Annotated in this window: 12 protein-coding genes; 2 read left to right on the top strand and 10 right to left on the bottom strand. The window is 31.9% G+C overall.

Going from position 1 to position 13,107, the window contains the following annotated elements; genetic code table 11:
• Positions 1–44: 44 nt before the first annotated feature.
• The 6 genes from nifH to LL038_RS12130 all read right to left on the bottom strand — a co-directional run bounded on the left by nifH (position 45) and on the right by LL038_RS12130 (position 6,748).
• Positions 45–866 carry a nitrogenase iron protein gene (gene nifH / locus LL038_RS12105; protein WP_216120271.1) on the bottom strand — a complete coding sequence of 274 codons (822 nt, stop codon included), beginning with the start codon at positions 864–866 and terminating at the stop codon, positions 45–47.
• A 649-nt stretch (positions 867–1,515) separates the two neighbouring features.
• Complete coding sequence (locus LL038_RS12110) at positions 1,516–2,583, bottom strand: sulfate/molybdate ABC transporter ATP-binding protein (RefSeq protein WP_216120269.1); 1,068 nt, start codon at positions 2,581–2,583, stop codon at positions 1,516–1,518.
• A 2-nt stretch (positions 2,584–2,585) separates the two neighbouring features.
• Positions 2,586–3,269: a molybdate ABC transporter permease subunit gene (modB, locus tag LL038_RS12115; protein ID WP_216120267.1), complete on the bottom strand. Its 684-nt coding sequence runs from the start codon at positions 3,267–3,269 to the stop codon at positions 2,586–2,588.
• 17 nt (positions 3,270–3,286) lie between these two features.
• Positions 3,287–4,108 (bottom strand): molybdate ABC transporter substrate-binding protein, encoded by an 822-nt coding sequence (gene modA, locus LL038_RS12120; RefSeq protein ID WP_216120264.1) that lies wholly within the window; start codon positions 4,106–4,108, stop codon positions 3,287–3,289.
• Between the two features lie 176 nt (positions 4,109–4,284).
• The gene (locus tag LL038_RS12125) at positions 4,285–5,250 is read right to left on the bottom strand and encodes a substrate-binding domain-containing protein (RefSeq protein WP_216120262.1); all 966 of its coding nucleotides are present in this window, start codon (positions 5,248–5,250) and stop codon (positions 4,285–4,287) included.
• A 199-nt stretch (positions 5,251–5,449) separates the two neighbouring features.
• Positions 5,450–6,748, bottom strand: a complete 1,299-nt coding sequence (locus tag LL038_RS12130; RefSeq protein WP_216120260.1) for a methyl-accepting chemotaxis protein — start codon at positions 6,746–6,748, stop codon at positions 5,450–5,452.
• Positions 6,749–7,220: 472 nt separating this feature from the next.
• Between LL038_RS12130 and LL038_RS12135 the strand changes: the two genes are divergently transcribed.
• A complete protein-coding gene (locus LL038_RS12135; protein WP_216120258.1) occupies positions 7,221–8,399 on the top strand; it encodes an SH3 domain-containing protein in 1,179 nt (392 codons plus the stop codon).
• 47 nt (positions 8,400–8,446) lie between these two features.
• Here LL038_RS12135 and LL038_RS12140 read toward each other — a convergent pair whose 3' ends face one another.
• Positions 8,447–9,364 carry a S66 peptidase family protein gene (locus LL038_RS12140; protein WP_216120256.1) on the bottom strand — a complete coding sequence of 306 codons (918 nt, stop codon included), beginning with the start codon at positions 9,362–9,364 and terminating at the stop codon, positions 8,447–8,449.
• 63 nt (positions 9,365–9,427) lie between these two features.
• The gene (locus LL038_RS12145) at positions 9,428–9,706 is read right to left on the bottom strand and encodes a SoxR reducing system RseC family protein (RefSeq protein ID WP_216120254.1); all 279 of its coding nucleotides are present in this window, start codon (positions 9,704–9,706) and stop codon (positions 9,428–9,430) included.
• Positions 9,707–9,946: 240 nt separating this feature from the next.
• On the opposite strand from LL038_RS12145, the gene LL038_RS12150 reads away from it, so the two are divergent.
• Complete coding sequence (locus LL038_RS12150) at positions 9,947–10,501, top strand: flavodoxin family protein (protein ID WP_216120252.1); 555 nt, start codon at positions 9,947–9,949, stop codon at positions 10,499–10,501.
• 84 nt (positions 10,502–10,585) lie between these two features.
• Here LL038_RS12150 and ilvD read toward each other — a convergent pair whose 3' ends face one another.
• Complete coding sequence (ilvD, locus tag LL038_RS12155) at positions 10,586–12,256, bottom strand: dihydroxy-acid dehydratase (RefSeq protein ID WP_216120250.1); 1,671 nt, start codon at positions 12,254–12,256, stop codon at positions 10,586–10,588.
• Between the two features lie 140 nt (positions 12,257–12,396).
• Entirely contained in the window at positions 12,397–13,083 is a 687-nt protein-coding gene (locus LL038_RS12160; RefSeq protein WP_216120248.1) for a FadR/GntR family transcriptional regulator, read from the bottom strand.
• Between the last annotated feature and the right edge of the window lie 24 nt (positions 13,084–13,107).

Genomic DNA, 13,107 nt, shown 5'->3' on the forward strand with positions numbered 1-13,107 from the left:
TTTAAATATATTGCCATTGCCATGACAAGTTTAGTTGTATAATATTAGATATCCATTAACCCATGTTCCATTAGTATTTCTTCTAATCTCTCCTGAGCCATCGGTTTGGGAATAACAAACATCTTATTCTCATCAATTGCTTTAGCAAGCTGTCTATACTCCTCTGCCTGATTTGCCTCTGGATCAAATTCTATTACAGTTTGTTTGTGTATTTCAGCTCTTTGAACCATGTTATCTCTTGGTACAAAATATATTAACTGACTTCCTAGTTCCTCTGCAAATGCTTTTAAAAGATCTATTTCCTTATCAACATTTCTACTATTACAAATTATTCCACCAAGTCTTATTCCACTACTGTTCGCGTATTTGAGTACTCCTTTTGCAATATTATTTGCTGCATATAGCGCCATCATTTCGCCACTTGCAACTATATATATTTCTTGAGCCTTTCCTTCACGCATCGGCATTGCAAATCCCCCACAAACAACATCACCTAAAACATCATAAAATACATAATCTAAATCAGGAGTATATGCACCAAGACTTTCAAGCATATTAATTGAAGTTATAATTCCACGTCCGGCGCAACCAACACCTGGTTCAGGCCCACCTGATTCAACACATCTTATATTCCCAAATCCATCTTTTAATATTGAATCAAGATCTACATCTTCTCCTTCCTCTCTTAATGTATCAAGAACACTTTTCTGTGCAAGACCACCTAATAAAAGTCTTGTTGAATCTGCTTTTGGATCACAACCAACTACCATAATTTGTTTTCCCATTTGTGCAAGACCCGCTGTTAGATTTTGAGTGGTAGTAGATTTTCCAATACCACCTTTACCATAAATTGCTATCTGTCTCATTGTTATACTCCTCCTTTTAAATAAATATTTTTTATATAAATATGAAACGCTTTTAAATGTTTCACTTTATGTACTGCAAAATAATTCTAAGTTAATTCAGTTTGTTCGAATATGTTTCAATTTGTGTCTAACATTCCCAATCTGTATATTGTTTATATTATAATATCGTTTATAAGATAATGCAAGTATTATTTATTTATTATCTCTTTTTTCTTACAATTCTAAATATTGCATCACAATACTTTTAGCTACTATCTCTTTTGATAAACTGGCTTATGTTATTGATTTAACTAGGTTTTACGTTATTTTATACTTTTACGCATATACATTATTAGATTTTTTCAATTATATATGTGATTACATAAGTGGCCACAATTGAATTATTTTATATTAAAAATTTCATTTTGTTAATGTTTCATAAAAATAAGTCTAATATTTTACGTTAATTTGCTTATTACAACACTATATTCATACAATTATGCACCGTTTAGCACATTAAAGTGCAATCTCTTTTATGATTATAATTAAGAGATACATAATTTAAGCAAAAGAAGACCTTTATATTGGATTTCCTTTAAATTTAGAAAATAAAAAAGGGACTGTCTCAAAATAGAAATTTCTATTTTGAGACAGTCCCTTCCTGCTAGTTTTACTTCATTCTTATAACTTTATCCGGGTTAATTCTTATTTTTAATGGAAGTGGTTTTTGTTTAATTAAATCCCACTCTTCCTTAGAAATATCCCACATTATATTATAATCTTTTTCACCTACTATAGGCTTACTAAATTTAAGATATACTTTTATTCTAAATAAAGCCTCGCTAGTAAAAACAACCCAACAATTAAAAGTATTAATAACTTCATCTTCTTCACAAATTTCTAAATAATGGGCCCTAATTCCTATATATGTTATATCGCCTTCTATTTCATAGTTAAATGTAATTTTGCATCCCCAATCAACAGCTTCTATTATATTAGGTTCCACTTTCCTAGCCTTTGAAATATTTTTACAACCTGTTAATTTAGCAGAATAAAGCGTTGGTGGATTATTAAATATAACGTCCTTATGTCCAACAGCATCAATCTTTCCACCTGCTATTATTATTATATTATTGCATAATTGATAAGCTTCTTCCATGTTATGTGTAACAAAAATTGAAGTTCCCTTAAATTCCTTAAGATCCTCTTTTAGCCTAATAATCATGTTATTCCTAAGGTGCTCATCTAATGCTGAAAATGGTTCATCAAGAAGTAATATTTCAGGATCTACAACAAGTGCTCTTGCAAGTGCGACTCTTTGTTGTTGCCCACCTGATAATTGATATGGATATCTTTTTTCCATTCCTACAAGCTGTAAGTCCATAATTTTCTTACTGATTTTATTAGTTTTCTCAACTTTAGGAATCCTTTTAACAAGCCCGAAACCGATATTTTCTTCTACTGTCATATTAGGAAAAAGAGCATAATTTTGAAAAAGAAAACCAACTTTTCTTTCTCGTATGGGCATATTTATTTTTTTTCCCGAATCAAATAAAATACGATTATTTAACACTATGCGCCCTGTATCTGGGGTTTCAATTCCCGCAATGCATCTTAGTGTCATACTTTTGCCTGACCCAGACGCTCCTAAAAAGCCTAATGTATAATTATCTACCTTAAATTTAACCCTAAGCTCAAATCCTTGTAGTTTTTTTATAATATCTACTTCTAAACTCATAATTATTTTCTCCTTGCGGATGATACTATAAACATTTGCTTTTCCGCCCATTTATCACTAGCAACCATTACTGTTAGAGATATTATAAATATTAATATGACCCATTTAATAGCATTACCAGTTTCTCCTGCTACCTCAGCAAAATATATCGCAATTGGTATTGTTTGCGTTTTACCAGGAATACTTCCAGCAATCATTATAGTTGCTCCAAATTCTCCAAGTGCCCTTGCAAATGACAAGACTGTACCTGCCGCAATTCCTGGCCAAGCTAGTGGTACAGCTACGTTCCAAAAAATTTTTCTCTCTGATACTCCAAGGGTCCTTGCTGCATTAATAACATTAACATCAATTTGCCTAAAAGCACCAACGCAAGTCCTATACATTAAAGGAAAAGCAACTACAGTTGCAGCTATAACTGTAGCATACCATGTGAATATTATATTAATTCCAAATCTACTTAACAACTTTCCTATAGGAAAATTCTTTCCTATAATCATAAGTAATATAAACCCTACAACCGTTGGAGGAAGTACCATTGGCAATGTCAAAATCCCATCTAATATCCCTCTAGCGCGTCCCTTATAGTTAGCCATAAACCAAGCCGCTGCGATACCAATAAAAAACACTATAAAAGTAGCTGTAATAGAGGTTTTTATGGAAATCCATAATGGTGAATATTCTGACATACACTCCAACTCCTATCCTATTTTACAAGAAAACTAAAACCATATTTAACAAACACTGCTTTTGCTTTATCACTAGATAAATATTTTAAAAAGACTTTTGTATCATCTATATTTTTGCTAGCTTTAATTACAGCTACTGGATATACCACTGGTTTTTTGTATAATTCCTTGCCAGCAACAGCTATTACCTTTACCTTTTTAGAAGTCTTAGCATCGCTGCCATATACAATTCCGGCATCTGCATCTCCTGATTCCACCCAAGATAAAACTTCTTTAACATCTTTTGCGTAAACAGCCTTTGCTTTTACTTTATCAAGAATTTTTAAAGATGTCAATATTTCCTCTGAGTATTGTCCTACAGGGACAGTTTTAGGTTCTCCCAAAGCAATTTTCTTGTTATTACTGTTTTCCAAATCTTTAAACTCCTTAATAGTCGATGTAGAATCATTCTTAGTTATAAGCACTACAGTATTTCCTAATAGATTAACTTTAGTAGAATCAATCAGCAACCCTTTTTTCTCAAGTGCAGTCATCTGTTTCGTAGCTGCTGAAAAGAATAAATCAGCACTAGCGCCTTGTTCTATTTGTTGTTGTAAAATTCCTGAAGAACCAAAGTTATAATTTATTGTAACATTGGGCTTTTCCTTTTTATAAAGTGTTTTTATTTCCCCCATGGCCTCTGTTAAGCTTGCAGCTGCTGAAATTGTAAGTGTAACTGATTTCTGAGTAGCTACTTTCGGTGGTGTTTCAGCTGTTTTAGCCTTTTGAGCGCACCCCGTCATTGCCAATGTAAATGTAACTAGGAACATAGTTAATACAAAACGTACTCTTTTTTTCATTTTCTTCCCCCTATAAATATATTTTCTATTGTGTTTTGTTATGTTTTGTTATGTTACGTTATGTTTATTGTTTTTTATTGTATCGTAATTCACTGAATATTTCAACTACTTTTATAAATAATTTATAAATAATAAAAAAGTGATTTAGCGTATATGCTAAATCACTTTTTAATTCATTAAGTCTCTGCGGTTATAACCCCTATATCTTTTAGGTCATATCCACCAATACCTTCTAGCTCGAGTTTAAACTCCTTTGACCTAATAATTTGAAGTACAGCCTGAAAATGAGGTTTATCAATATCCTCTTTTTTAATTACAAGTTCATAACTTTCAGTTTGCAATGGAATAAAATCAATTTCATTTACCTGCTGGCAAGCTTTTTCATTTCCAACAGCTATATCGGCTCCTCCCCTTGCAACAGTGCTTGCTACTGCAAGATGTGAAAAACATTCTCTATCGTAACCGGATATATTATTCCCATCTATTCCAAGCTTTTTTAAATGTTCATCTAACAATACTCTTGTCCCACTACCTATCTCTCGGTTTATTATAATAATTTCTGATCGTTTTAAATCTTCCCACCCTTTTACATTCTTAGGATTACCCCTTTGAACATAAAATCCTTGCATCCTATTAGCAAGGTGAACTATTATTGCAGGTATTCCAGGAAGCATTCTTTTTACATAAGGTACATTATACTGCCCTGTTTCACCATCCCATAAATGAGCCGTAGCAATTTGAACATTACCATGATAAAGTGCATACAATCCATCATAACTACCAATATAAGATCTAAGTGCCTGAAACCCTTTAGTATGGTGTTGTAAATGTCTTGATAATATATCTAGCATAATATCCTGACCACATATAACAAAGCCATAACTTTTTTGAATTTTTTCTACTCCATATGGGCTCTCAATTAAATTATAAGAATTAATTCCTTCATCATTACTTTGTTTATTATTTTGAAGTCTTTTAGACTTATTTTTATATTCTTCAATATCCTTCATCTCTATTCTTAATTTGTTGCCAACCTTATATGAATTAAGCTCTCCTCTTTTTACCAATTCATAAACTGTGTTCTTAGATATTTTAAGTATCTCTGCAACTTCTATTGGAGTTAATGCAGAAAATTTCTCCACTTTTTCAACCTCCCTATATATGGTCTTTCCATATTTATAAATTACGCATAGACTCAAAATCTATTTTTGCTTATTATATAAATAGGTTATTTGTCATCTATATTTTATTTATATATTATACTTATTACATTACAAAATCAATAATTAGATGATGTATGTTTTATAAAAGGCATACTTTCTAAAAAAGTATGCCTTTTATCTAAATTTTAAATTTCTCTAATAGTCCATTAATTTTTAATGTAAGTTCTGATTGTCCCTTAACTCTTTGTACTACTTCATCCATATCTTTGGCAGTTTCATTAATATTGACTTGAATATCACCTGTACTTTCTACAGCTAATTGAGAATTTTCTGTCAGAGTTTGAACAGCTATACTAACTTGATTTACTGTTGCTTCAACTTCTTCAGACATTGATGCAATTTCACTTACCATTGAGCTAAGAAATTCTCCATCTAAATCGTATTGCTTTCCTGATATTGCATATTGCTCTAAGACTGGTTTAATATCTTTTATAATATAATTAAGTATGTCATTACTATTTTCTGATAAGTTATTAAATGCATCTTGAACTTTTACTATAGTACCTTGAATTGTATTTACTGTTTCTGATGATTGCTCTGCAAGTTTTCTTACTTCATCTGCAACTACTGCAAATCCTTTACCTTGTTCTCCAGCTCTTGAAGCTTCAATCGCTGCATTTAATGCAAGCAAATTAGTTTGCGATGCAATAGCTGCAATTGCATCTGCCATAACTTTTATTTCATGTACTACTTTTCCATCTTGTATCGCTTTTAGTATATTCTTTTCCTTTTCTTCATAAATAATATTGCTCTCATATAAAGCCTTTTCAGCATGCATTTGGACTTCTTTCGCTTTGTCTTTTATTTTTAAAGCATTGTTACTACCCTCCATGGCTTTTGAAGATAAAACTTCCATGCTAGAGTTAACTTCGAAAGTAGATGCAGTTATTTCTTCTGACGTAGCACTAGATTCCTGAACTGATTTATTAATTTCAGATGTTGAAAAATCTATGCCTTTCATTTTAGATGTAATTTTATAAGCTGTAACTGAAAGTGCTTCCGATGATAAAGTCATTTCAGAAGAATTAATCAATATTTCCTTTACTAATTCTTTAATATTTTCCTGTGCAGTATTTAATGCTTCACCTGTTTGACCAAATTCATCCCTTCTTATAATAGTAATTGGAGTTGAAAAATCATATAATGATAACCTACTTGCTAAATCTCTAATCTTATTTAGTGGTTTCATTATATTACCACATAATGCATAAGCCATTAAATGGGTAATAACAAATGATATAACTGTAATAAGTATTATTAAATCCCTAGATTTATTAATTTGAACTATATTATTTGAATTTACTTGCTGTAATAAACTTATTACCCCTATCCCTCCAGTTAAAATTATAGCTATGCTAATCACTGTAAATACTAACATAGTTTTTTTTACTACATCTAAATTTCTAAACCATTTCATAATAACACCCCTTTGAGCACTTCATTTAAACATGTGAATAATCACACATTTCATTATCGACCAAAAGGCCATTTTCTTTACATATATATTCATTTTTTCTTATTTTTTCTTGCATTTCTCAAAATATTAGGCTTATTAGTAACACGTTTTAACCTATATGACCTTGTTATTTTTATATTTAAATTTTAAATATATTAAATAAATTTGTTCCTTAGTTCTATTTAATGCCTTTTCAGTATTGATATATATCATCTTACACAACAAATAGTGACATTTTTTTTATAAAAATAACATTTTTTATAGTATAAGTGCTATACTATTTAAATACGACTTCATAATATTTCCCATGGGATTTTTTGAGTTAGGATTAAATGAAACTCAAAATAAAGGTGGTGAATATATAAACGTAACTATCTCATGTTTCGTATTAAAGTGAAATAGAACTATTAACTTAAATATTGGAGGCAAACAAATGAAAAAAAGAATGGTTTTTCTAGTAATGCTACTGTCTATAGTAAGTTCCCAAGTTGCAATTGCCGACACTGGTGTTGTAAATACATCATCATTACGTGTTAGACAAAAACCTTCACTTTTATCTAACATTACAGGTTATCTTTTAAAAAACGAAAAAATAACTACTCTCGGAAAATCTGGAGATTTTTATATAATAAATCATGGTGGAACAACTGGTTACATAGGTAGCTCATACGTAAATATAGTAAAAAGCACTCCTGTTACCACTGAAAAATATGGTCAAATAACAGCGACAACATTAAATGTAAGATCTGGAGCTGGTTCCACTTATCCCGTGACTGGATCTATTACACTCGGAAGCAAAGTCACAATACTCGGTACCTTAAATGGATTTTATAAAATAATTTATAATGGAAAAACAAATTATATAAGTACATTATATGTAAAGCTTGTAAGTAGTACAAGTACCCCTACAGCTACAGTAACACCTGCTGTAATACCTCCAGCAAAACCTACCGGTGTTGGAAATATTATAGCATCTGATTTTTTAAATGTAAGAAAAACAGCTTCATTAGATAGTAATGCAACTATTTTAGGTTCATTAAAGCCAAATCAAAAGGTAGATATATATGGATCTCAAAGTAATTTCTATAAAATTAAATATTCTGGTCAATGGGGATACATATATAAACCATACGTAAGTCTGGTTAATGAAACGTCAAGCAGTCCAAGCTACATATCAAATGGACAACAATCTACTACAACCGTTACCGGAAATAATATAGTGTCTTATGCTAATACATTTTTGGGTACGCCGTACTTATGGGGCGGTGCTACTCCTGCAACATTAAGTACTACTGGTAAATATATAAGTGGTGGCTTCGATTGTTCAGGACTTGTAGTTTATGTTTATAATCACTACGGTATAACTTTACCTAGAACAACTATGGATCAGATAAATGTAGGGTCACCTATTAATATAGATAATCTTAAAAATGGCGATTTAGTTTTCTTTACAACAAATACTTCTTCACCTTCTGAGGTATCTCATATTGGAATTTATATTGGAAACAATAAATTTATACATTGTCCAAAACCAGGCGATGTTGTAAAAGTATCTGAATTAACTGGGTATTACAAAGATAATTTTGTAATAGGTAAACGAGTAATAAAATAATTAACATAATAAAAGCTTGTAAAATTTAAATTTTACAAGCTTTTATATTATTCTACTACAGCATCCAATACATTTATAATTCCAAGTTCCGCATCCATTCTGACCCTAGCCCCAATTGGGATTGTAAGTTTAGGGTAATCATGACCTGAGCAAAACCCCGAAAACATAGGTATGTCTAAATTGTATAATCTATCCTCAAGAACTTCTTCTAGTGTAAGGCTTCTTTCATAATGCGGTAAGTCGCAATCTTTAAATTGGCCTAAAATAATCCCCTTACACTGCTTAAGTTTATTTGATAATAAAAGTTGTGTTAGTATTCTATCAACTCTATAAGGGGCCTCATTAACCTCTTCTATAAAAAGTATTTTATCTTTCATATCAATTTCGTAGGGAGTCCCAAGCGAGTTACATATTAACCCCAAATTACCGCCTATAAGGTTACCCTTCGCTATACCTGGGTTTATACACGATGTTTTAAATTCATCTGGATTTTTAATAGTATATGGTTTATACCCTTCCATAAATGTAAACATAAAGCTTTTAAATGTGACCATATCTTCTAAATTAGAAGTACCCATTGGGCTATGAAATGTAGTTAGCCCACATTTTTCATAAAAAGCATTTAGAAAAACTGTTATATCACTAAACCCTGCAAATATCTTTGGATTTTTCTTTATAATATCATAATCTAGATATGATAGTAATCTACTTGAGCCATATCCACCTCTAACACAAAGTATCATGTCTACTGCTTTATTTTCAAACATTTCCATAATATCGGATGCTCTATCTTTATCTTTACCAGCAAGATAACCCCATCTATCATATAGATGTTTCCCTTCTATTACATTAAATCCTAGATTATTTAGAAATAAAATTGCCTTTTTTATTGCTTCTATATTTTCAGGACTTGCAGGAGAAATTAGCCCAATAGTATCTCCGAGCCTTAACCTTTTCCCAATCATCGTTAGCACTCCCTCAGATTAATTTAAAATATTAAATAATTAAGAAGTTTATAAGATTAATATCTACAAATCTTCCCAATAAATTTTTTCTTCTTTGTCATCTATCGCAGCTGATTTATCAAATAATTTAATAACTACAATTGCAAATATAAAACCAACGATTCCTCCGCAAACTCTAGAAATTTGAATAGGTGCTCCTATATATTTTCCTATATGTTGTCCTAAGACTACTGCAACAACAACAATTATTATCGGGAAGACAAATAGCATAAAGGAAGCTAATAACATATTAGTCTTTTTCTCTTTCAAAGTACCTTTTTCTTTAGATTGATCTATTTTCATACTAATCTCCTTCCAAACAAAATTTATTTTCTTAAAATTTGCTTAATCACTTACAATTATATATTATCTAGATATGAAAAACAATAATATAAAACAGAAAAAATTTCCCTTATAAGGCTATACTTTATAATCAGATATTCTCAATAAAAAGCATTACTTCTCGCTGTTTTATTTGCCACTAATCATTTAAAGTACTAAAATGAAGTAGAAAGTTAAAATAAATAATATGGAGGTTTTTAAATGAACATAATGATAATTACTGCTAGTCCTAACACTGATGGGTTAACTGCTGCCTGTGGCAAAGCCGCAAAAGTTGGAGTAGAAATGGGCTCCGCTCTTGCTAATATGATAAGTCTTAACACATTAAATATTTCATCCTGCCATGCTTGTGAAAGTGGATGGGGGACATGCCTTAAAGAACATACCTGCCAAGTAAAAGATGATTTTCAAGACCTACACGAAAAAATGTCGAAAGCAGATGGCTACATAATTATTACACCAGTTTATTGGGGTGATATGAGCGAATCGCTTAAGTCATTCATTGATAGACTACGCAGATGTGAAGCCTTAAATGGTGATAAAAACAATTTATTTGGCAAACCTTTTATATGCGTTGCTGCTCCTGGGGGAACCGGTAATGGGTGTATTTCTACTCTTGCCTCATTCGAAAGATTCGTAGATCATGTTAAAGGTGTAAAATATGATTTCATAGGGATAACAAGGAGAAACAAAGAATACAAGTTGGTTACCATAAAAAATGCTGCAAACAGTATGGTACAAAGCCTAACTGTATAAAATTAGTTCAACCTACTTAAATGTTTTAGAATAATGGTATTAAATATAATAGCCTACATCTTATTAAGATGTAGGCTATTATATTTAATATTTAGGAATTTCTAATATAGCACCTTTATTACCTGATGATACTAATGCAGCATACCTAGCAAGGTAACCTGTTGTAATACTAGGTTTTCTTGGTTTCCAGTTTGCTTTTCTTATTTTAAGCTCTTCATCACTTACATTAAAGTTAATAGAATTAGCGTTAATATCTATTGATATAATATCCCCCTCGTGAATTAAAGCAATGTTTCCGCCAACTGCCGCTTCTGGAGAAACATGTCCAATTGCAGCTCCCCTTGTTGCACCACTAAACCGTCCATCTGTTATAAGAGCTACACTGTTACCGAGTCCTCGTCCCATAATTGCAGATGTTGGATTAAGCATTTCTCTCATTCCAGGTCCACCCTTAGGACCTTCATAGCGAATTACTATAACATCTCCTGGAATAATCTCATCTGAATTGATAGCACTTAAAGCATCCTCTTCACAATCAAACACTCTTGCAGGTCCTTCATGCTTTAACATTTCATTTGATACTGCAGACCGTTTTACAACACATGAATCCGGAGCAAGATTACCTTTAAGTACAGCAATTCCACCAGTAGTGCTATAAGGATTTGTAATGGTGCGAATGACCTGTGTATCTTTTATTACGCATCCTTTGATATTTTCTCCAACAGTTTTACCCGTACATGTAATCAAATCCGTATTTAATAAATTCAATTTGTTTATCTCATTCATAACAGCATAAACTCCACCAGCCTCATTTAAATCCTCAACATATGTATGTCCTGCTGGGGCAAGATGACAAAGATTAGGTGTTTTATCGCTAATTGCATTTGCCATATCCACGTTTAACTCAATGCCTACTTCATGAGCAATTGCCGGCAAATGAAGCATACTGTTTGTACTACATCCAAGAGCCATATCCATAGTTAGAGCATTTTCAAATGCTCCTTGGGTCATAATATCTCTCGGCCTTATATTTTTACCTAGTAGCTCCATAATTTTCATTCCAGCGTGTTTTGCAAGCCTAATTCTCTCAGAATAAACCGCTGGGATAGTTCCATTCCCGCCAAGCCCCATTCCAAGGACTTCTGTTAAACAGTTCATGCTATTTGCAGTATACATACCAGAACAAGATCCACAGGTTGGACAACATTTATTCTCAAATTCTTCTAACTTTTCCTCAGTAATTTTACCAACATTAAACTCACCAACTGCCTCAGCAATGCTTGAAAAACTTGTTTTACATCCATCAATTTTACCTGCAAGCATAGGTCCACCACTTACAAAAATAGTTGGTACGTTAACTCTTGCTGCTGCCATTAAAAGTCCTGGTACATTTTTATCACAATTTGGTACCATTACTAGTGCATCAAAAGCATGTGCCATAGCCATTGCCTCTGTTGAATCAGCAATTAAATCTCTTGTAGCTAGTGAATACTTCATACCTTGATGACCCATTGCAATTCCATCACATACTGCAATTGCTGGAAAAACTATTGGAGTACCGCCTGCCATTGCTACACCAATTTTCACAGCCTCTACAATTTTATCTAAATTCATATGACCTGGTACAATATCGTTTTTTGAACTAACGATACCAATAAGAGGCCTTTCCATTTCTTCTTTTGTAAAACCTAAAGCATTAAATAGTGCACGTTGAGGTGCTCTGCCTGTTCCTTTTGTTACTACATCACTTCTCATAACATTACCACCTTTATAAATTATAGTCCACAGTTGTTTGTTTTTATTGTACGTTGTATGATGTCTGTTGTCAATGATGTAATACACTTTTGTAAAAAAATAAATGCCAACTCTTATATAATAAAGAACTGACATTTATTTTATTCATTACTTATTCCAAGACCCCTCATAGCGTGTAAAATATGAAGTTTCATTGCTGTTTTTGCACCCTCTGCATCCCTGGCCTCTAAAAACTCCATGATCATATGATGATCACTTAGAGTATCGCAAATTATGGTTTCATTTTCGTAGGATAAAATGACGCCCTTATCAATTGCTTTGTAAAGTATAGGCATTAACTTATTCATAAACTCATTATGAGTTGCCTTTGCAATAGATTTATGAAAAGCTTGCTCCGTCTCAGTACGGTCAAGCTTATTTAAAATTTTATCTTCCTCTAATCTACCATAGTATAATATTCTTGCAAGTTCCTTATCTGTTGCCCTCTTTGCAGCATAATAAGCAGTTTGAGGCTCAAAAATTAATCTCATTTCATACAAATCTTTAACATTCATCTTAATTGTAGAAAACTCTTCTAATCCAAAATCCCCATTAAGCTTTTCATGATTTGCCACATATGTTCCTTTGCCTCTCTTAATTTCAAGTATATTGTGAGTTACTAAAATACGAATACCTTCGCGAAGTGTAGTTCTACTTACTCCTAATTGCTTTGATAATTCATTTTCATTTGGTAGTTTATCTCCAATAATAAATTTTTTATCTATAGTAATCATTGCAAGGATATCATCAGCAACACTTTGAGATAAGTTTTTTTCTTTTCTTGACATAGGATAGCCTCCCATATTATAACA

This window comes from Clostridium estertheticum, from assembly GCF_026650985.1.
Classification (GTDB): Bacteria; Bacillota; Clostridia; order Clostridiales; family Clostridiaceae; genus Clostridium_AD; species Clostridium_AD estertheticum_C.

What these genes read in the sequence shown, in the direction of transcription:
- nifH (WP_216120271.1), bottom strand. Translation starts at nt 866, where the DNA reads ATGAGACAGATAGCAATTTATGGTAAAGGTGGTATTGGAAAATCTACT.
- LL038_RS12110 (WP_216120269.1), bottom strand. Translation starts at nt 2,583, where the DNA reads ATGAGTTTAGAAGTAGATATTATAAAAAAACTACAAGGATTTGAGCTT.
- modB (WP_216120267.1), bottom strand. Translation starts at nt 3,269, where the DNA reads ATGTCAGAATATTCACCATTATGGATTTCCATAAAAACCTCTATTACA.
- modA (WP_216120264.1), bottom strand. Translation starts at nt 4,108, where the DNA reads ATGAAAAAAAGAGTACGTTTTGTATTAACTATGTTCCTAGTTACATTT.
- LL038_RS12130 (WP_216120260.1), bottom strand. Translation starts at nt 6,748, where the DNA reads ATGAAATGGTTTAGAAATTTAGATGTAGTAAAAAAAACTATGTTAGTA.
- LL038_RS12135 (WP_216120258.1), top strand. Translation starts at nt 7,221, where the DNA reads ATGAAAAAAAGAATGGTTTTTCTAGTAATGCTACTGTCTATAGTAAGT.
- LL038_RS12140 (WP_216120256.1), bottom strand. Translation starts at nt 9,364, where the DNA reads ATGATTGGGAAAAGGTTAAGGCTCGGAGATACTATTGGGCTAATTTCT.
- LL038_RS12145 (WP_216120254.1), bottom strand. Translation starts at nt 9,706, where the DNA reads ATGAAAATAGATCAATCTAAAGAAAAAGGTACTTTGAAAGAGAAAAAG.
- LL038_RS12150 (WP_216120252.1), top strand. Translation starts at nt 9,947, where the DNA reads ATGAACATAATGATAATTACTGCTAGTCCTAACACTGATGGGTTAACT.
- ilvD (WP_216120250.1), bottom strand. Translation starts at nt 12,256, where the DNA reads ATGAGAAGTGATGTAGTAACAAAAGGAACAGGCAGAGCACCTCAACGT.
- LL038_RS12160 (WP_216120248.1), bottom strand. Translation starts at nt 13,083, where the DNA reads ATGTCAAGAAAAGAAAAAAACTTATCTCAAAGTGTTGCTGATGATATC.